General features: G+C 52.6%; 22 protein-coding genes, 2 pseudogenes and 1 riboswitch. Of the genes and pseudogenes, 12 read left to right on the forward strand and 12 right to left on the reverse strand.

Annotation, left to right across the window (positions count from 1 at the left end; translation table 11 throughout):
* Positions 1–95: 95 nt before the first annotated feature.
* From ACA044_RS14520 to ACA044_RS14535, 4 genes are all read right to left on the reverse strand, one after another.
* Entirely contained in the window at positions 96–332 is a 237-nt protein-coding gene (locus ACA044_RS14520; protein WP_322178444.1) for a thioredoxin family protein, read from the reverse strand.
* Between the two features lie 19 nt (positions 333–351).
* Positions 352–1,389 (reverse strand): permease, encoded by a 1,038-nt coding sequence (locus ACA044_RS14525; RefSeq protein WP_497446965.1) that lies wholly within the window; start codon positions 1,387–1,389, stop codon positions 352–354.
* A 27-nt stretch (positions 1,390–1,416) separates the two neighbouring features.
* Positions 1,417–2,496 (reverse strand): ArsO family NAD(P)H-dependent flavin-containing monooxygenase, encoded by a 1,080-nt coding sequence (locus ACA044_RS14530; RefSeq protein ID WP_497446966.1) that lies wholly within the window; start codon positions 2,494–2,496, stop codon positions 1,417–1,419.
* Between the two features lie 142 nt (positions 2,497–2,638).
* On the reverse strand, positions 2,639–3,271 hold the full coding sequence (locus ACA044_RS14535; RefSeq protein WP_497446967.1) for a Crp/Fnr family transcriptional regulator: 633 nt from the start codon (positions 3,269–3,271) through the stop codon (positions 2,639–2,641).
* A gap of 71 nt (positions 3,272–3,342) precedes the next feature.
* Between ACA044_RS14535 and ACA044_RS14540 the strand changes: the two genes are divergently transcribed.
* Positions 3,343–3,879 carry an aspartate carbamoyltransferase gene (locus ACA044_RS14540; RefSeq protein ID WP_497446968.1) on the forward strand — a complete coding sequence of 179 codons (537 nt, stop codon included), beginning with the start codon at positions 3,343–3,345 and terminating at the stop codon, positions 3,877–3,879.
* Positions 3,880–3,910: 31 nt separating this feature from the next.
* On the opposite strand, the gene chrA is transcribed toward ACA044_RS14540, so the two are convergent.
* Entirely contained in the window at positions 3,911–5,116 is a 1,206-nt protein-coding gene (chrA, locus tag ACA044_RS14545; RefSeq protein WP_497446969.1) for a chromate efflux transporter, read from the reverse strand.
* Positions 5,117–5,389: 273 nt separating this feature from the next.
* Positions 5,390–5,451, forward strand: a riboswitch (Fluoride riboswitch).
* Positions 5,452–5,593: 142 nt separating this feature from the next.
* Between chrA and crcB the strand changes: the two genes are divergently transcribed.
* The 4 genes and pseudogenes from crcB (at position 5,594) to ACA044_RS14565 (ending at position 7,113) form a co-directional block, all read left to right on the forward strand.
* Positions 5,594–5,977 carry a fluoride efflux transporter CrcB gene (crcB, locus tag ACA044_RS14550; RefSeq protein WP_497446970.1) on the forward strand — a complete coding sequence of 128 codons (384 nt, stop codon included), beginning with the start codon at positions 5,594–5,596 and terminating at the stop codon, positions 5,975–5,977.
* Positions 5,978–5,987: 10 nt separating this feature from the next.
* Complete coding sequence (locus ACA044_RS14555) at positions 5,988–6,311, forward strand: DUF190 domain-containing protein (RefSeq protein ID WP_497446971.1); 324 nt, start codon at positions 5,988–5,990, stop codon at positions 6,309–6,311.
* A 34-nt stretch (positions 6,312–6,345) separates the two neighbouring features.
* Positions 6,346–6,462: pseudogene (locus tag ACA044_RS14560) on the forward strand (inorganic diphosphatase); the annotation flags it as partial.
* Between the two features lie 33 nt (positions 6,463–6,495).
* Positions 6,496–7,113 carry a class I SAM-dependent methyltransferase gene (locus tag ACA044_RS14565; protein WP_497447225.1) on the forward strand — a complete coding sequence of 206 codons (618 nt, stop codon included), beginning with the start codon at positions 6,496–6,498 and terminating at the stop codon, positions 7,111–7,113.
* Positions 7,114–7,370: 257 nt separating this feature from the next.
* Here ACA044_RS14565 and ACA044_RS14570 read toward each other — a convergent pair whose 3' ends face one another.
* Positions 7,371–7,691: a hypothetical protein gene (locus ACA044_RS14570; RefSeq protein ID WP_076030499.1), complete on the reverse strand. Its 321-nt coding sequence runs from the start codon at positions 7,689–7,691 to the stop codon at positions 7,371–7,373.
* Positions 7,692–8,246: 555 nt separating this feature from the next.
* On the opposite strand from ACA044_RS14570, the pseudogene ACA044_RS14575 reads away from it, so the two are divergent.
* The 3 genes and pseudogenes from ACA044_RS14575 to ACA044_RS14585 all read left to right on the forward strand — a co-directional run.
* A pseudogene (locus ACA044_RS14575) lies at positions 8,247–9,239 on the forward strand (S-(hydroxymethyl)glutathione dehydrogenase/class III alcohol dehydrogenase); the annotation flags it as partial.
* A 95-nt stretch (positions 9,240–9,334) separates the two neighbouring features.
* Positions 9,335–9,718: a VOC family protein gene (locus ACA044_RS14580; RefSeq protein ID WP_497446972.1), complete on the forward strand. Its 384-nt coding sequence runs from the start codon at positions 9,335–9,337 to the stop codon at positions 9,716–9,718.
* Positions 9,719–9,997: 279 nt separating this feature from the next.
* The gene (locus ACA044_RS14585; protein ID WP_497446973.1) at positions 9,998–10,213 is read left to right on the forward strand and encodes a hypothetical protein; all 216 of its coding nucleotides are present in this window, start codon (positions 9,998–10,000) and stop codon (positions 10,211–10,213) included.
* A gap of 109 nt (positions 10,214–10,322) precedes the next feature.
* Here the strand turns inward: ACA044_RS14585 and ACA044_RS14590 are convergent, their stop codons facing one another.
* Positions 10,323–11,279, reverse strand: coding sequence for a hypothetical protein (locus tag ACA044_RS14590; protein WP_497446974.1), 957 nt, complete (start codon positions 11,277–11,279; stop codon positions 10,323–10,325).
* 874 nt (positions 11,280–12,153) lie between these two features.
* Here ACA044_RS14590 and ACA044_RS14595 point away from each other — a divergent pair.
* Positions 12,154–12,423 (forward strand): hypothetical protein, encoded by a 270-nt coding sequence (locus ACA044_RS14595; protein ID WP_429433051.1) that lies wholly within the window; start codon positions 12,154–12,156, stop codon positions 12,421–12,423.
* Between the two features lie 102 nt (positions 12,424–12,525).
* Here the strand turns inward: ACA044_RS14595 and ACA044_RS14600 are convergent, their stop codons facing one another.
* On the reverse strand, positions 12,526–12,702 hold the full coding sequence (locus tag ACA044_RS14600) for an antitoxin Xre/MbcA/ParS toxin-binding domain-containing protein (RefSeq protein WP_497447226.1): 177 nt from the start codon (positions 12,700–12,702) through the stop codon (positions 12,526–12,528).
* Positions 12,703–12,836: 134 nt separating this feature from the next.
* On the opposite strand from ACA044_RS14600, the gene ACA044_RS14605 reads away from it, so the two are divergent.
* Positions 12,837–13,052: a hypothetical protein gene (locus ACA044_RS14605; RefSeq protein WP_497446975.1), complete on the forward strand. Its 216-nt coding sequence runs from the start codon at positions 12,837–12,839 to the stop codon at positions 13,050–13,052.
* 180 nt (positions 13,053–13,232) lie between these two features.
* Here the strand turns inward: ACA044_RS14605 and ACA044_RS14610 are convergent, their stop codons facing one another.
* The 4 genes from ACA044_RS14610 to ACA044_RS14625 form a co-directional block, all read right to left on the reverse strand.
* The gene (locus ACA044_RS14610; RefSeq protein WP_192351914.1) at positions 13,233–13,442 is read right to left on the reverse strand and encodes a hypothetical protein; all 210 of its coding nucleotides are present in this window, start codon (positions 13,440–13,442) and stop codon (positions 13,233–13,235) included.
* 56 nt (positions 13,443–13,498) lie between these two features.
* Positions 13,499–14,242: a hypothetical protein gene (locus ACA044_RS14615; RefSeq protein WP_497446976.1), complete on the reverse strand. Its 744-nt coding sequence runs from the start codon at positions 14,240–14,242 to the stop codon at positions 13,499–13,501.
* Between the two features lie 149 nt (positions 14,243–14,391).
* The gene (locus ACA044_RS14620; protein ID WP_497446977.1) at positions 14,392–14,658 is read right to left on the reverse strand and encodes a hypothetical protein; all 267 of its coding nucleotides are present in this window, start codon (positions 14,656–14,658) and stop codon (positions 14,392–14,394) included.
* Between the two features lie 131 nt (positions 14,659–14,789).
* Complete coding sequence (locus ACA044_RS14625; RefSeq protein WP_497446978.1) at positions 14,790–15,584, reverse strand: endonuclease NucS domain-containing protein; 795 nt, start codon at positions 15,582–15,584, stop codon at positions 14,790–14,792.
* Positions 15,585–16,315: 731 nt separating this feature from the next.
* Between ACA044_RS14625 and ACA044_RS14630 the strand changes: the two genes are divergently transcribed.
* Together ACA044_RS14630 and ACA044_RS14635 are read left to right on the forward strand one after the other, a co-directional pair.
* Complete coding sequence (locus tag ACA044_RS14630) at positions 16,316–16,570, forward strand: hypothetical protein (protein ID WP_497446979.1); 255 nt, start codon at positions 16,316–16,318, stop codon at positions 16,568–16,570.
* 352 nt (positions 16,571–16,922) lie between these two features.
* Positions 16,923–17,477 carry a Pycsar system effector family protein gene (locus tag ACA044_RS14635; protein ID WP_497446980.1) on the forward strand — a complete coding sequence of 185 codons (555 nt, stop codon included), beginning with the start codon at positions 16,923–16,925 and terminating at the stop codon, positions 17,475–17,477.
* Positions 17,478–17,502: the final 25 nt, after the last annotated feature.

The following is a 17,502-nucleotide window of genomic DNA, read 5'->3' on the forward strand; positions in this document are numbered from 1 at the left end:
TGTCGGGCTGAGTTTTCGAGCCTGTGATGGTTTGAGGCGGGTACAGTTGGGCCTCTCAACACCGAGTGTGTCTGGACGTCCAAATGCAGCCTACCTCAAGCACTGAGCCACTGTTCGACCTTGTCACGGGTCGGGATGCCCCCTGAGTGAACAACCTTTCCATCAATCACGACACTGGGCGTGGACATTACCCCGTAGCTGACGATCTGTTGCATGTCTTCGATTTTTTCCAGTTTTACGGGGACACCTTTCGCACTCGCCACCTGTTCGATGATGGCTACTGTCGATTTGCATTTTGCACAACCGGTGCCCAGAACCTTGATGTCTTTCATAAAAACCTCAGTAGGTGGATTACAAAGCGAAGTTGAAGGCGTAACCAACGATGAGAATGCCGACGGCTACGACCCCAATGAAGGTGGCTATCAGGCGAACTTTCAGCACCTTGCGCAAGATCACCATCTCAGGAAGGGATAGAGCGATGACACTCATCATGAAGGCCAGCACAGTGCCCAGTGCCGCGCCCTTTGCGAGCAGTGCCTGCACAATAGGAATGATGCCAGCCGCATTGGTATACATGGGGATTCCTATAAGAACCGCGAGCGGTACCGACCACCATGCTTCTTTGCCCATGAAACTGGCCATGAAATCCTCAGGCACATACCCGTGAATGCCTGCGCCAATGGCTATGCCGGCAAGGATGTAAGGCCATACTTTCCCGACGATTTCACGCACGCTGGTAAACCCGGCATTTATTCGCTCATGCAGCGGCATACTCGTGTCCCCGGCGGTCGCCTGGATCTTGGGCATATTACGAACCCAGTCTTCCAGATGGGCCTCCATTTTCAGGCGCCCTATGACCCAACCAGCAACAATCGCAATAAACAAACCCAGGCTGAGGTATAGCAGCGCAACTTTCCAGCCGAACAGGCCAAGCAGCAGTGTCAGCGCTACCTCATTCACCATGGGCGCAGAAATGAGGAAAGAGAAAGTCACCCCTAGTGGCACCCCGGCTTGAACAAAACCTATGAATAGAGGAACGGCTGAACAGGAACAAAAGGGGGTAAACACACCCAGAGAGGCCGCCATGACATTGGCCATACCCTCGCTTCGCCCCGCCAACAGTGCGCGGGTGCGCTCAGGTGTGAAGTGGGAGTTGAGCATACCCATCAAGAACACAATGCCGGTTAGCAGCATCAGCACCTTGGGCGTGTCGTAGAAAAAAAACTGTAAGGCGCCTCCAAGGTGGCTATTACGATCAACAGGAATCGCTGCGACCATAGCCTCCGAAATGGGAATCAGGGCCTCATACAAACCAAACCAAACCAGTGCGGCTACTGCTAAGAAGAGGCGGGGATTGCGCTCAGGCCAACGCATAATCATTTCGTTCATGTCCACTACTCCTAAGGTGTAGACGCACTAGGCAACGGACTGCTCGGCGAAAAAGGCTGCGATCTCATTGACTGTGCTGCGTGCTGTGCGTGTTACGCCGATCAAGGTGGCAGAAGCTGCACCTGTCCACTCGCCATAGCCGACCAGCCACAGTCTTGGTTCTTGAGTCGAGTGGGTACCTTCGACCTCAACGCGGCCCTCGGTGTTGATCACCCCTAGCGTATCCAGATGCTGTAGGGCTGGTCTGAATCCGGTGCACCAAATCACCACGTCCACCGCAGATTCGGAACCGTCGACCCAAATCACGCCGTTGCGAGTGAAACGTTCAAAAGGGCGTACAGACTTGAGGACGTCGCGCTCACGGGCTTCGACAACTGGCGGCACCATGACAATGTCACCCAGTCCACCAACGGGCTGCTCAATGACACGCCCCTCCAGTTGGGCTTTCCAGCGCTCGGTTGCGCGCTCGAACAGTACCCGCCCATCCACTTCATCCGGTAAAAACAATGGTTCGACGGGGGTCACCCAGGTGGTCTCGGCGACCTTGGAAACCTCGGCCAATATCTGCGCCCCTGAATTACCTCCACCCACCACCAACACCTTCTTGCCCTTGAACGGCTGGGCTTCGACATAGTGCGCGGAGTGCAACCGTCGACCGGCGAATAAATCGGCATCTGAGTAGTGAGGGATGTAGGGATTGCTCCAGGTGCCTGTAGCGCTGACCACAACCCTGGCATCCCAATGCCTGTCGTCAGAACGAACCCGTAAGCCAGACTCCGTATGCTCCACAGAAGTGACCCGAACCGGGCGCTCGACCGGGAATTGGTAGCGCTGTTCGTACTGGTTGAGGTAGTCGACCACATGGTTGCGCGAAGGGTAACCCTCTTGCGTGGGGGGCATCATCCAGCCAGGGATCGAACTCCAAGTGGCCGGGGAGAATAGACGTAGCGAATTCCAGCCGTGTCGCCAGGCACCACCGGGTTCTTCCTCCGCATCGAGGATAACGAATGAAAGTTGAGTTCGGCGTAGGAAATACGCTACCGCCAAGGCTGACTGGCCCCCACCGATAATGACTACGTCTAGCTGGTCACTGAGCGAATGAGTCATCGGAATGAACCCTGGATCGATGCAAGAGGGTCATCATTGTAGCGATTCAATTATGACTCCAACTGATCTAGCTCAGATTAAGAGGGGATGACTGTCACCGTCTATTGCCTCGCTCGCCATGTCCTCAATTGGTCTGCGCAGGTCAAGGTTTGATAGTCAAATGATTGCCTTCGACTTTAAGACGACCATCGTTCTGCATGCGTCTCAACGCCCTGTATAGAGCTTCGTGAGTCAAGCCCAGATCTTTTGTCCAAGACTTGCGCGACTGACTGAGCGTCACGACGCCGTCGGAACCTTCGGATTCAATGTAATGGGTGATACGGTCAGTCGCGCTATGCAGGCACAGCCTTTCGCATTGAGCGCGTAGTTTTTGGATTTCCTTGGTTAGTTCTGACTGCCAGGCTTTGCGAAATGCAGGCACATCTTCCAAGGCCGCGCGAAACGCTACGACCGGAAACAGCAGCAAAGTGGTGGACTCGGTAGCTATACCGTCACAGTGATAAGCGCGGCTGTCGAGACTGGCCTCCGCAATGAAGCCTCCGCATGAGCGTTGCAAGACCACTTCGAGGCCATTGCGGCCTAGCCGAACCAGGCGCGCTTCGCCAGAGATCACAAGATAAACATGACGAATCGGGTCTCCAATCAGAAAGAGCGTCTCGCGAGTATCGGTATCCACCCGCTTGGCCGACACACGCAGTGTCTCGGGGATGAGAGCCGCTGATGGTTGGGCGGCGATCAAAGCCGGCCAGTCCAATGCGTCATTTACTTTTTTCATATGATTAGGATCATACCCATGGAAGATCGTCACATCATAGGATCGATGTAACGTCAATTCGGAGAAAAATCATGCGCAAAATCGCTATTACTTTGGGCGTCATCGTTGCTTTCGCCGGAAGCGCTTTTGCCCAAACTATGGATCACTCTAAAATGAACCATGCCGCTCATATGACGACGATAGCCGACGCGCAGCGCGAAGCAGAAGTATCCCAACGTGGCGAAGAGGTAATGCCATTTAGCCTAGCAGCAACGACCCACATCTTTACGAAAAACGCCGAAGGCGGGATGCAGCGAGTTGTGGCCAAGAAGTCCACCGACGCCGACCAAGTGAAGTTAGTTCGCGAACACCTGCTAGAGATCCGCAAGCAGTTTCTGAATGGCGACTTCTCAAGCCCTTCCCGCATCCATGGCGACGACATGCCTGGTCTCGCCGATCTGAAAACCGCTAGACCAGGACAAATCTCCATCGTTTACCAAGATGTTGAGGGCGGCGCAGAGCTGATCTACAAAACGTCGGATGCCAGCTTGGTGACGGCCTTGCACAAGTGGTTTGACGCCCAACTCTCCGACCATGGTAAGGATGCTATGGAAGGGCATTCCAAGTAGACGAGAAAGCCCTACGGAATTTCAAAGACTGTCAAAGCACGACACTCAGCAACCATCCGGCTGCACCACCACCGATCACCACTAACCATGGCGGTTGCTTCCAAAACATCAGAGCGATTAGGCACACCAATGCCAAACCGAAGTCCTGTGGCTTAAGGATTGCGCTCGTCCATACAGGCTGATAAAGCGCTGCCAGAAGCAAACCAACCACCGCCGCATTGATCCCAAGCAACGCCGCTTGGATGTGTACGCTGCGCCGCAGCTGCTCCCAAAACGGTAAGGTACCAACGATCAACAGAAACGACGGCAGAAAAATGGCTAGCAAACAAATCAACCCGCCGACCCAGCCAGAGGGCTCGGCACTCATCGAAGCACCAAGAAATGCAGAGAACGTCAAAAGCGGCCCAGGAACAGCCTGTGTTGCACCATACCCGGCAAGAAAGGTTTCATTGCTGACCCAGCCTGAAGGCACTACTTCTGCCTGCAACAATGGCAACACCACATGACCACCACCAAATACCAGAGACCCGGAGCGATAAAATGCATCTACCATGGAGAGCGTCTGATTGAGTAGCATCTGGCTCATTATCGGTAAGCCGACCAGCAAAGCGAAGAACAGTGATAACCAGAACAAACCTGCTCGGTAACCGACCTTTATGGGCAGTGGGTCATGTTCGGCGGCGCGAGCTGGTTTGAATAAAAGCAAGCCGGCAAAAGCAGCTACAGCTATTGAGCCGATCTGCCCCCATGCAGACGGAACCAACAGCACCACACACGTCGTAATCGCCATGATCGTGATACGCAACGCATCTGGGCATAGACTCCGTGCCATTCCCCATACGGCTTGAGCAACCACAGCAACGGCCACGACTTTGAGGCCGTGCAGTACGCCAGGCGCGATGATATCGCTGTAGTTGGAAATACCTAACGCAAACAGGATGAGGAGGATTGCCGAGGGCAACGTGAAACCCGCCCAGGCAGCTAGCGCACCAGAGTAGCCCGAACGAGAGAGTCCCAGCGCCATACCAACCTGGCTACTCGCGGGGCCCGGCAAGAACTGGCAAAGCGCAACCAAGTCAGCATAGCTACGCTCAGTGAGCCATTGCCGGCGCGTGACGAACTCATCGCGGAAATACCCCAAGTGTGCAATGGGGCCGCCAAATGAGGTCAGCCCCAGGCGCAAAAAGATAAGGAATATAAAAAAAGGTCGACGGTCACCCTTGCTGTTTATGTTCATGCACATGCGTTCCGCATTTAATTAGACGTTTATGACGATGAGGAAAAGAAGACTGCAAACGGATCTGCGTCTACGAAAGCCGAGGGTGGTAAAAAGTCGTGAACCTTCATGTTGTGGTTTTCTCTCGCGATTTGCGCCGCGTAGACTAGGGCTCGGTAGAGATACACCTCGAATCTGGGCGCCATCATAGCGCTCGATTGAGGTATCAAAACTCAGTAAACCAGTTCATACGAACTCGTTGTACCTTGAAAGTCTTACAGTTGCTGCTATAGGATGAATATAGGAGATGGCATTCCTCCTTTAACCGCCTTTGTGCTGATGATGCCTACGTGAACCCTGGACAGGGTGCGTAGGTGTGTCTCCCTGTCCTCCAATTTAGGACAGGATCGTGACTCAAAACCTCATATCAGCTCCCTCTCGTAGTGCGCGGTTATCCGCACCTCCTCGGCTACATCAGCCCAGAGGAGACATGCAACCATGCTGAAATCACTTCTAGTCATTGCTGTAGGCGCATCACTGGGTGCCTGGTTGCGCTGGCTCTTGGGCATGAAGCTTAACGCCCTGTTTCCCACGATTCCGCCAGGCACTGTGGTCGCGAACATGGTCGGTGGCTACATCATTGGCCTAGCCATCGCGTTTTTGGCCGGATCCCCCTCCCTAAGCCCTGAATGGCGCCTGCTGATCATCACGGGTTTCTGTGGCGGACTGACCACCTTTTCCACGTTTTCCGCCGAGACAGTTGCCCTGATTCAGGAGGGCAGATTGTTGTGGGCACTCGGCTCGGTTTCATTGCACGTCGTGGGCTCGTTGGCGATGACCGCCGCCGGGCTTCTGTCCTATCAAATGATTGGCACGCGCTGAGGAGATGAACATGAAAGGTTTTTTGGTAATTTTCTTTACTCAACAGAACCGTCGTTATCAGGGAAAGATGCTCGGCGAGTGGATCGTTGATGTGGCTAAAGAAATGGGGCTGCGTGGTGCGACCCTGTCTACGGGCATTGAGGGATTTGGGCACACCGGGCGGTTGCACTCTTCGCATTTTTTTGAGCTGGCGGATCAGCCGACGGAGATTCGCATGGCTATCACCGAGGATGAATCCGAAAGGTTGTTCAAGAGGTTGGAGGTTGAGGATATTTCTGTGTTTTACATAAAAACTCCAATCGAGATGGGCACTGTCGGAAAAAAGGCCTGCTAGCCTGAAACGTTCCTATACCCTTGGAGGTGCGAAATTGAGCTATGCGGATATGCCAGCTGGTAACTCGACCCCCGATGACTTTTTCACCGTTATCGAGATCCCTGCAAACCACTCTCCGACCACGAGCAAGGTGGATAGGCGCTCAGCCCGGCGCGGTTTGTAAAGACAACTCGGAGAGATGACCGTGCAATCCAAGGATCACTGGGAAAATGTCTACACAACCAAGGCCGCCGATGAGGTGAGTTGGTTTCAAGAGCATGCCGTGCTCTCGCTGAAGTTGATTCAAGAGGCGGGCCTACCGCTTACGGCGTCGATCATTGATGTTGGCGGTGGCGCATCAACGCTGGTTGATGATCTTTTAGCTAGCGGCTATGAAAATGTGACGGTTCTCGATCTTTCTGGTGCCGCGCTGGCTACGGCAAAGGCCAGGCTCGGCGCTCGCGCAGCTGATGTGCAGTGGTTAGACGCTAATATCCTCGACGCCGAGTTAGGTTTGAACACCTACGACCTGTGGCACGACAGGGCAGTATTCCATTTTCTAACCAGCGAACAAGAGCGCTGCGCTTACGTCCGGGCGGTACTAAGGGCAGTCAAGCCTGGAGGTCTGGTTATAGTGGCAACCTTCGCGGAGGACGGGCCCAGCAAATGCAGCGGGTTACCGGTTATGCGTTACGACGCAAAGGAGCTTCACGCGGAGTTTGGTGAGACGTTTGTACTGCTTGGACATGAAAAAGAGTCGCACCACACGCCTGGTGGCAATGAGCAGAAGTTCGTTTACTGCTTTTGCCGCAAGCTAGCCTGATGACTATGCGGTTTAGATGACCGTTTTAATGATGAGCAAGAAGGTTCTATAGCCAGCGGCGAACCGTTGCTTGATAGGCCAAGAAGTCAACGCCAAACAAGTCCACCAATGCACGTTCCTCGGGGGTGATCTGGAACCGGTACGCAATGGGTTCTCCACCACAGAACTCGATTGTAGGTTCGCGAGCAGGGCGCACGATTAAGAGGAGAAAAGTAATCGCGCTGACTACGCCGTTTCACGCGCTGCGGAGCAACCGATCAATCATCGCCATCGCACTTGACCTCTTTCTTGTACTCATCTCGCTTGGCTTCGATCTTGACCTTGCAACCGCGCTCCCAGAATTCGTCTTTCCACTCGCCGCGACGCCAACTGGCGCCACGGCCATTTGGGCATTTGATCTCTTCCTTGTATTCATCGTCTTTGGATTCAATCTTTACCTTGCATGGCCCGTCCCTGTACTCGTCCTTCCACTCGCCACCCTCGCGTCCGCCTCGCCAGTGATCCGCTGACGCTGGCGTCAACATGACTGAACCCATTGCAGCCACCACCCACATACCAAGCATGGGTCTCACGCTCATCTCACCACCTCTGCAATAAAAGACACTACGCGGCAGGCCAAGCTTTCCCGTCGCCCAGCGTATCAGCGTCTTGATCGTAACGGTGTGCCTGCAGGTGATACGACAACGATCTCCGGCGAGGTTCTCCTATAGCGAGAAAAAACAGTGTGCTAATCGTCGGAACGGAAAAATTGCAGGTAGAGGGCTGCGGTTGTGCGGCCCTCCTATGATTTTCGACTTCTGAGAATGCTTTTGGCCGAGGCTGTGTAAAAACTGTCTAGAGCGGGGGGTTGACGGTCAGAGGCGGAACGAAAATCGCGCTCCTACGTGAGTTTTTTTGTCTGGCTGATTAACCGAACGCTGGCAGATTTCACGTTGCAACGCAGACGTTCAAAACGTTTTTACACAGCCTGGGCCGATTGCTGCCTGTCGCCAATAGCAGCAATGGGCAGTTCTCTGCCGATTATGGTTACGACGTGCTGGTCAGATCCGATGCAATCGGTGGTCAGATCGAATGCCAATGACTGGTCAAGTCGAATGCAAACGGGTGGTCAACCCATCAGTGAGTGCCCGACTACCGATGCGTTTACGCTGTCCGGTGCTGATCCCGAAGGTATTTTTCCAGTCATTCTCGGCCACGAAGGCGGCGGTATCGTCGAGGCAATCGGCGAGGGTGTTACTTCAGTGGCGGTAGGCGATCATGTGATTCCGCTTTACACCCCGGAATGTGGTGACTGCAAATTTTGCAAATCCGGGAAGACTAACCTCTGTCAGAAAATTCGTGCGACTCAGGGCAAAGGCGTGATGCCAGACGGTACCAGCCGCTTTTCCTACCAGGGTCAACCCATTTTTCACTATATGGGCACCTCGACGTTCTCCGAGTACACGGTGTTACCGGAAATGTCGCTAGCGAAAATTCCGAAGGACGCTCCTTTGGATAAGGTTTGCCTGCTCGGTTGCGGTGTGACGACCGGCATTGGAGCGGTGCTCAACACGGCCAAAGTGGAGGAGGGCGCCAGCGTGGCCATCTTCGGTCTTGGCGGCATTGGCCTGGCAGCAATTATTGGCGCATCCATGGCCAAGGCCGGTCGAATAATCGCAATCGATATCAACCCCGCAAAGTTTGAGATCGCCCGGCAATTGGGTGCCACCGATTTCATCAATCCGAAGGATTACGACAAGCCGATCCAGGATGTGATCGTCGATCTGACCGAGGGTGGCGTGGATTACTCGTTTGAATGCATTGGCAATGTCAACCTCATGCGCGCGGCTCTGGAGTGTTGCCATAAGGGTTGGGGCGAGTCGGTGATTATCGGCGTCGCTGGCGCCGGTCAAGAAATCAGCACCAGGCCGTTCCAGCTGGTGACTGGTCGCGTCTGGCGCGGCTCGGCTTTTGGTGGATTGAAAGGTCGCAGCGAGTTACCCAGCTATGTCGAGAAGTCTCAACAGGGTGAGATCCCCCTGGATACCTTCATCACGCACACCATGGGGCTGGATGACATCAACAAGACCTTTGACCTGATGCACGAAGGTAAGAGCATTCGCACCGTTATCCATTTCGATCGCTAATTCAATCGGCCTAGCGTTGATCGTTAGACGCATCGCGCTTGGTCGAAACGGCAATAACCACCCAACTGTGTGTCCACCAAAGAGAGAGCATCAAGATGAGCATCTTCACCCATGTCACCGTCGGTACCAACGATCTGCAAAAGGCCCGCAGCTTTTACGATAATGTACTCGGCGCTCTCGGCCAGAAGCGTATAGCTGATCTGAATGACAATGGCTCGATCTGGGGTGATAACGCCTCGTCCTTCTTCGTACTAAAACCGGCCAACGGCGCACCTGCTAGCGTTGGAAACGGTGTCACTGTCAGCTTTGAAGCAGCGGATCGAGCCGCAATTGACGCCTTCCATACAGCGGCTCTGGCCTGTGGCGGCACCGATGAAGGCGCGCCCGGCCCACGAAGCTGGGCACCGAATGCTTATGCCGCTTATGCCAGAGATCTCGATGGTAACAAGCTGGCTGCGTACTGTTTCAAATCTGCCTAAGCCTCAAGCGAGGCTTCCATCGAGCCTCGCTTTCCCCCTTAGATGGATTACTTAAAGTTTCATTGTCATTTTAAAGCGCGGGTCGAAGCGCCCACTCGACATGTTTGGAACGAGGGTGAAACGAATCGCGGCCAAACGTAATCGACCCCTCATGGGGTGCCCCTCCAGCTAGCGTCAAGTCAGCCGGAGCGGTGATTCAAAACCAGTTCGTGCAACTGAAACACTAACGAAACATTTCGGCCATATGATTCGCGTCACCGAAACCTAGGAGGGTTGGAGATGAATCGGCCATCAAGAAGCATGCGCAAACTGCTCGACTCCGTCGCTACCAACAATGAGCGCGCGGCGCTGGAGGTTATGCGTGCAACTGAGCAGCTCACGGACGAGGTATTGCGGCAACGGTTGCTCAACCTGGTTCACCGGCTCAATCAGGACGCCGATGGCCTGCGATTGGCGCGCGACGACTTCCAGGACGGCACCATCAAATTCGCGTGACTGACCGCCAGAACAGCCATAATTCCAGCATCAACGTCCCAACCATAGCGATATCAGCTTGATGGTGAACTCCGCCGGCATATTCATTCAGGGCGATTCATTTCCCCGGTTAAGGAAGGCGAGTAGCCAACTGCCAAGTGGTTTCCATTTCTTTCATCGCCTTACTTTTTTGGAGTTGGAGGCGCTCATACGCCGCGTGGGCAAGCCCTCTTACATCCCCAAACCGTCCAGCAGCAGTTTCGAGTGCTCTGCAGGGGCCCATGTCGGGTATGACTTCTCCAGGTTTGACGGTGGACGTGCCGAGGCAGTTACCATTGAAGGCCATCATCCGGATGTTGAGAGATGCCTCTTCCCTGGTCATTTCTTCAATTGCCCTATCGATCGAATCTCCGGTATTTCGAATCGCGGGCTCGGAGGCCGAGACTTGCGTCAACACCACCTCGGCTTGAGCTCTCTGCGCACCGTTTTCTGACGCAAGACGTTGAGCCAATCGCAGTCTGTCACTGAGATGGTTGCTTGCGCGAGTGAAGTAAGAAATAAAGCGGGGCGTATCGTCGATTTGCTTTCTGGCTCTCTTCACATATGTGTTCAGCGCGTCTTCGAGAGCCAACGCAGATCGGTTCAAGGTTTCGATCTGATCAGCCCGTAATTTCTCAGTTTTGATCGACTCTCCGGCCTGCGCCAGCTTTACAGCGTCAGCGTTGAAGTCAGCAACACTGCCCCGTGTGAAATGAGCGCTGGTAACCGCGCCGTCGCTGCCGACCAAATATAGCTCCAAAGCTGAAGCGGTAACTGTTCCGCTGATGTTCCGACCGATCGGGAGGCCAGCCAGAGATATGGTAAGGGTCAAACTCTCACCATCAACGATCCCAGTCACGTTTCCCGTTGACGTTTCTATCCCACCACTGCTTTTGAGAGTTATGTGCTGCAAGGTACCTACGATCTTTCCGTCTTGCGCCTGAGTAAGCTGCAAGAGCTCAGCGCTTGATGAGTCTTTGGCCACGTAACTGCCTGATACAGAACGGTCAAAGCACCCCGTAAGCGACATCATGATGGACGTGATCACTAGAATGCGTACCTGGCTTCCCATTCCATTCTCTCTTCGTAGACCAAGCCAGTATAGAGGCTGCTGAAGCATCCTATTTTTGTATAACCGCGAAACAGCCGCACCGATGATGGCTGCAGTTCTTTGTATTTGACCTCAATGCAGGGACTGAGCTTTTTCTATTACGCCCTAGGCTTTTCGCGTTGACGGGTACACCTCTGATGAGAAAATGTTCGAGCTGATCGCAAGGATTTCGAGAGGAGGGGAATACCGTTACGGAGCTACCGGCGAAGGCGCAGTCGCGACGCCTGGTGATGGATGAGTTCGCCCTCGTTACGCCAGCGTTGTGCTGGATGCCGATAACCGGCGAGTGTTGTGGGTGGGTGTCCCTTTCTACGATGGGCAGAGGAAATCATGTCCCAGATTTTTACTGGGATCAGGCGATGTAGCGTGGCCTCAACGCCTGATGAGAACGATAACTAATTTATGAATAGCCAATGCCTTACATGTCACACAGTTAAATGCGGACATACTTTCCACTTAAGTCTGATAGCTTAAAGCCAGCGGCATGCCCAATAAGCAGCGCCGCGAAGACAAGGCACGGAGGTCTGGCAGCTGTCATTCATAGATGGCTGTTTCTATCAGGGACAAGGATCTGAGTTGGCGACCACTACCCTATCCTCCATGACCATACGTTCGCGCCCGCCTGCCCCTTAATGGCCTGCGTTGCTCGACTCGTGCGGCACGTACCGATGTTTTTCCAAGTGCTCTGTTTCACGACAAACAGGGCGACGCGGAAAACCACTCAGCACAATGGATTCCGGAAACCATTAAATAAACGGGGCGAACTCCGAAAAGCCAGACGAGTAGGAACTTATATATGGAGATATATCGTATGTCGGCTCAAGAAAATCTCGTTGGCGGATGGACTCCTTACCACGAACTGACTCCAAAGGATCAGGAAGTATTCAAACAAGCCCTAGAGGGGTTCGTGGGTGTGCACTACACGCCTGAACTGGTTTCGAGCCAGGTCGTCAATGGCACCAACTATCGCTATAAGGCGGAAGCAACGCAGCCTGGCTCGCCAAACAGCTGGCAAGCGATCGTGGAAATTTACGCGCCTATTAACGGCAAGCCGCACATCACCCAGATCATCCGTATCTAAGCACGTATCAACCCCGTCGGGTCGCGCATGGATTGCGAGACCCGATGGTTCATCACGACTCTCTCCTTCAGTAGGCCAGTCAAAAGAAAAGGTGGCTATCGCTTAAAGGGTACATCCGTGATTGATTCTCTCGAGCGTCTCCTTGACTGATTCGTACCCAGCCTCAGTATTTGAAACCTCTAATGACGTCATCCCAGCAAAAACAGTCTGTGGCTTGTTCAACCAAGCTGCCGCTTTCTCTTTGTCTGCAAAGACCTGCTCAGCTTGTAGATGAATAATCGACCCCTCAGGTTATCCCCCCAGCTAGCATCAAATGAGCCGAAGCCGGTGATTCAAGCCAGTTCGTGCAGCTGAAATACTGACGAAACATTCTGGCCATATGATTCGCGTCACTGAAATCCAGGGAGTTGGAGATGAATCGACCATCAAGAAGCATGCGCAAACTGCTCGACGCCGTTACCACCAACAATGAGGCAGCGGCGCTTGATGTGATGCGTGCTACTGAGCAGCTCCAAGATGAGGTGTTGCGCCAACGATTGCTCAACCTCATTCATCGGCTCAACCAAGACGCCAATGACTTGCGAATGGCGCGGGACGATATCCAAGGCGGAGCCATCAAGCTTGCATGACCCGCGTCCACCACTTTCAAGCTTGTTCGTCTAAGCCAGGCATTGGGTGGCGCGATGAGCGGCTTTCAATCCAGACGATGCTTCATCTCGACTCTACTTGAAGCACTAAGACCTCAGTTGAGCCTCGACTGATTTATCTTCTGGAATGCCTTGCATCATCCACCGTGGTGGTCGAACAGATCACTCGGGTGCCATGAGCACCGCAAGCGTCATGTTGATGAACTCTTCATTTGTTCTGATCGTGTCCAGCGCACCGCGCACGTTGCCTCCAACTTCACCCGATCCTCGCTGCTCGACCCAGAGCGTCAGTTCCATGATTGCAGCCTCAAGGGCTTGCTGGTTTTCGTTGATCTTGAATAGCAGGGAAGGGAGCAGATCTGAGTTTGGCATCGCGATTCTTCCATGGGCGGTGAGACAGCTTGGCAGGGATAGAGTATGAATAGTCCTTAGCCTAGGTAGACACCATTTGGCAGCCGCATCTTTTTTTCTCTTTCTATCCGCGCAGCCTTCTCCTCGTCGGACTCAGGCAGGTAGATTTTTTCGCTGGTTTCAGGGGTAAGCGACATTGCGAGTATCACTAATAAGAAGAAGTTAAACGTACCAAATGCCATTAGGATCAACGTACTCGCCCAGAAACCGGTGATGGTGTCTAGTAATGTTGCAGCTGTCTGAGTGAGCGACAGCACTTCGCCCGTACCCAGATTAAGAAAGTTGATAGCAAACATAAACACCAGACCAAAGGCAATGTTCATATTGGTTTCGTGATCCCTTCTTTGTGCCTCCTGCTTGTCCAAGAGCTCGACGATTAGCTTGTCTCTATGAATGAGCGCTTCACGGCGCGCGGTGGACGTATCGCGAAAGTCATGGTTGATCTCCTTGCCTTTGGTTCGGCACAGCAACTTTATCCATGAGGTGAATGCTAGTAGAACCTGACGCAAAACAGGAAAAAACAGGGCCATCAAAAACGCAAAGATACCAAGGAAAACTAATGCTCCTCCTGCGTTCACCTCGGGAGCGTCCAATTTGCCGAACGACTGCAGCAGATTCTTTTTATAGAAAATCATGAGGCATGAATCTAGTGCCAGCAGGAAGGAAATCAGCAGCATGAAGTGTCGAAATTCAACCGCTTTATCGACGAAGGTGGTGCTAGTGGTGATGGCTTTACTAATGCTGGTGCTGGAATCGGCCATGAGCGTCCTTAGGTAGAAGTTGTGTGAGCGGTGAATCAGTGGTCGGCAGAGAACGACCCAAAGCTACCGGTAATGACTCGATGAGGCCGGTAAAAACGGGAAATCTACAAAAAATAGATCTGCCCTATTTGTACTGTTTGGTCAAAAAGTCAGCCGCCTTGCTGTGACTCATAAATATCAACTAGCTGCTGGTGATCTAAATTCTCTCCTGGCCATGTGTCATGGATCTCAATAAGGTCAAACTCTAGCTCATCTGCTTTTGCTAGCTCGATGATTTCTTCATCGGACATGGCAGCGTATTCGGGCCATTGATCAATGAGCCCTCTTGCACTCGCAACGGTCTCCTCGTTGGTTCTGCCAATGTACAGTTCATCAATTTGAGTTAATCCGAAGGTGATCATATAAAAAGGCATCATCTATCCTGAGTTTCAGTGAGTCGTAGTGATGGAAGACAAAGCGAGCAGCAAAAGGAGGCGGATCTGTATTTCCTTCCCTTGTTTCAGTCACCTACTGCGCGTGTGCTGCTGGATTGACCGTGTGCCTGTCTTCATTCTGGTAGTTGTAGCGCTGGTACTTTCGTTACAGCTACGGAAAGTTTGTACTCGAACAGTTCTACGTTCTTCATGCTTGAGCAGGCTAGTCGCAGATCTTCGGACATGCTGCGACACACAATGATGCCGCGTACCTTTTGCCCCAGCTCCGCGAGATCGCGCCGAACCCAGTTCATATAGCGCAGCAATTGCCCAATTACGCGGTCATAACCCCGAGAAACCTTGAGCTCAATCACGACGAAAGCACCATTGCGGTCGACGGCGAGAATGTCGATACGTCTACCTCCACCCGCTTCGTATTCGATGCCTCGTAGGTCTTCGTCTTCATACAGTTTCAAGCCCGGCTCGATGCATTCAAGGTTTTCCGCTAGGTAACGTTGTAGATCTTTCTCCAGTAGAAACTCGGTGGAGCCGGGCAGGATGGATTCGTCTGAGCCGTCGCAACCGCTTTCAACCTCCTCTATTTCTTGCTCGGCAACATCGCCCTTTACCATTTCACGAATGGGCGCCGGATCCTTACCCGCTTCATAGCGTCGAAACTCCCCAGGGGCAACCTTGAACAGAATGTCATCAGTGCTATTGGTCGAAGGATGATGCAAGCGACTAGGATCGTTCGTGGCAGCCTGGACTAAATGCGCGCGGATACTGCCTGGCTTCAGTTTGGGGTAGTGCGTCGCAAACCACTGTATCGCGCGAGCAGCGGTGAATACTTGACCAGGTTGGAGATTCCAGCTCACGAGCATGTCCTTGAGCAGAGCACGGGTAGGCTTGTCGTAAATAGTCCGGGCCATGAGGGCTTCCTTGCGGCGTTACAATCTTATGGTTTGCGCACATGTTGCCTTTTATGGCGCGTTGACTTCAACTCGGCTTGCGTCGCTATGCCCTGCAAAGTGGAAAAAGGACGGAAAAGGGGGCAGACAGAAAAGGGGCCGGATTTACGTTACCATTCGATTTGCTTGAACGGCTGCTTTGGTCGATTGCTGCGACATGACCATGCTGGGCTCCTTGAGGAATGAATAGTCCTCGCCATAAAAATGGCATTTCATTGCGCCATTTATGCGTCAGTTCTAGTTCGGGTTTAGTTCGATAATCACTGGCTAAGGACATAGCCAGCACAATTCGTAACAAGATATTTCAGGTTTTTTCGAAGAAAGTCTTGAGAATCAAAGCTGTGGATACGTACAGTCTATTTTGTGGATCCAGTTCGGCACAAATGCACAGGTTATCCACAGGCTATCACCTTGCATAACCCCAAAAAGCACATTATCTTGTGTTGAAGCCGAATCTAAGTACCACATCTTGTGTTTTGTCTGGCTGTCGAAGGCTAAGGTAATGTCAGTAAGTGGACGCGCTATGTTTGGAGACGGAACGCGCGCACCTACTACCCTGAACCCAAATGCAAACACTGGCGGGATGCGCATTAGAGATAACTCATGCTGGAGTGTCAACGCCCTGCGTAGCTATCGATAGAGGGGGGTTCCTGTCTGCTATCAAAATTGAGCAGTATGTGGAGTGCAGTACCATGTCTAAGAACACCAAAGAAACCTCTTCTTCGGTCGCTACTTTGGCTTCCGAAACCCTGCGCAGCTCGAGCGCTTCGGCTATCCAAAAGCAACTGGCCGCCTCCGCGATGGCACAAGCTTCCACCGGCAAGCAAACCAGTGCCGAGATGGAAACGAAGGCTAGCCACGTGCTGGAAAGCGATAAGTACAACGCTACGACCAAGACCCTCGCAGGGGCGGTTCTCTCGCAATCCAACAAAGAGCGAGGTAACTGATCATGGCTCAGTATTTGGTCAATAAGAATGCCCAGACTAACGGTGATCACGAGGTGCATACCAGCACTTGCAGCTATCTGCCCTTGGCGATAAATCGTCTCGATCTTGGTCGGCACGCAACCTGCTCGTCGGCGGTACGCCAGGCACGTCTCACCTATCGCCAGTCGAATGGCTGCCGCTGGTGTTCTTCGCTGTGTCACACCAGCTAAATCTGCAGAGGCCCGTTGCTAGAGTAGCGGGCTTCTAAGTGAGACACTATTCCAAGATGTTATAAAACTCTTAATAATTTAATATGCGTCGAGCCCTAAATGAAAGTTGTGTTTTAATCTAGCGATACCTACAGGAGATTTAGGTGGCTATAGATGATGAGCAGAAAATTCGTATGTCAGCAATGTGGGATACGCTGAAACGCTACGATGGTTATATTTCTACGGTGAATTTTCGATGCGGATTGATTACATCGTTTTCTGCCGCGATCTTCGGTGGTGTACTGCTAAAGGCAGATGAGCTTATCAAGATCGGAGGAGGGTTGGATTATGTTTTAGTTGTTCTCTTGTGTGGTTTGGTTTTTCTCTCTTTGCTCAGTATCTATTGGGTGGTGCGCACGATATGGCCGGACTTGTCTACGAACAAGTCTGGGGTAAACAAGCCATCTTTGTTTTTCTTTCACTCCGTTGCCAGTAAGTTCGATTCAAAAAGCTATGCGGACACTGTTCATTCCATATCAATGGATGACTTGGAAAGGGATTTGGCTATACAGGTGCATGAGGTGGCAGAAGTAACTACTAAGAAATTTAAAGTAGTGTCGAAAGCGGCCCAGGCTGTAAAGTGGAGTCTGCTATTGATGGCCCTGATCTTTGTAGTGGTTTTGAAAAATAGCATGGGGGTCGAGCTATGTCTTCGTTAAAAGATGTTTATAAGTCATTCGATAG

It is taken from the genome of Pseudomonas sp. LBUM1673 (assembly GCF_059695645.1).

Coding starts and splice junctions, on each gene's coding strand:
- ACA044_RS14520 (WP_322178444.1), bottom strand. CDS start 332: ATGAAAGACATCAAGGTTCTGGGCACCGGTTGTGCAAAATGCAAATCG.
- ACA044_RS14525 (WP_497446965.1), bottom strand. CDS start 1,389: ATGAACGAAATGATTATGCGTTGGCCTGAGCGCAATCCCCGCCTCTTC.
- ACA044_RS14530 (WP_497446966.1), bottom strand. CDS start 2,496: ATGACTCATTCGCTCAGTGACCAGCTAGACGTAGTCATTATCGGTGGG.
- ACA044_RS14535 (WP_497446967.1), bottom strand. CDS start 3,271: ATGAAAAAAGTAAATGACGCATTGGACTGGCCGGCTTTGATCGCCGCC.
- ACA044_RS14540 (WP_497446968.1), top strand. CDS start 3,343: ATGCGCAAAATCGCTATTACTTTGGGCGTCATCGTTGCTTTCGCCGGA.
- chrA (WP_497446969.1), bottom strand. CDS start 5,116: ATGAACATAAACAGCAAGGGTGACCGTCGACCTTTTTTTATATTCCTT.
- crcB (WP_497446970.1), top strand. CDS start 5,594: ATGCTGAAATCACTTCTAGTCATTGCTGTAGGCGCATCACTGGGTGCC.
- ACA044_RS14555 (WP_497446971.1), top strand. CDS start 5,988: ATGAAAGGTTTTTTGGTAATTTTCTTTACTCAACAGAACCGTCGTTAT.
- ACA044_RS14570 (WP_076030499.1), bottom strand. CDS start 7,691: ATGAGCGTGAGACCCATGCTTGGTATGTGGGTGGTGGCTGCAATGGGT.
- ACA044_RS14580 (WP_497446972.1), top strand. CDS start 9,335: ATGAGCATCTTCACCCATGTCACCGTCGGTACCAACGATCTGCAAAAG.
- ACA044_RS14585 (WP_497446973.1), top strand. CDS start 9,998: ATGAATCGGCCATCAAGAAGCATGCGCAAACTGCTCGACTCCGTCGCT.
- ACA044_RS14595 (WP_429433051.1), top strand. CDS start 12,154: ATGTCGGCTCAAGAAAATCTCGTTGGCGGATGGACTCCTTACCACGAA.
- ACA044_RS14605 (WP_497446975.1), top strand. CDS start 12,837: ATGAATCGACCATCAAGAAGCATGCGCAAACTGCTCGACGCCGTTACC.
- ACA044_RS14610 (WP_192351914.1), bottom strand. CDS start 13,442: ATGCCAAACTCAGATCTGCTCCCTTCCCTGCTATTCAAGATCAACGAA.
- ACA044_RS14615 (WP_497446976.1), bottom strand. CDS start 14,242: ATGGCCGATTCCAGCACCAGCATTAGTAAAGCCATCACCACTAGCACC.
- ACA044_RS14620 (WP_497446977.1), bottom strand. CDS start 14,658: ATGATGCCTTTTTATATGATCACCTTCGGATTAACTCAAATTGATGAA.
- ACA044_RS14625 (WP_497446978.1), bottom strand. CDS start 15,584: ATGGCCCGGACTATTTACGACAAGCCTACCCGTGCTCTGCTCAAGGAC.
- ACA044_RS14630 (WP_497446979.1), top strand. CDS start 16,316: ATGTCTAAGAACACCAAAGAAACCTCTTCTTCGGTCGCTACTTTGGCT.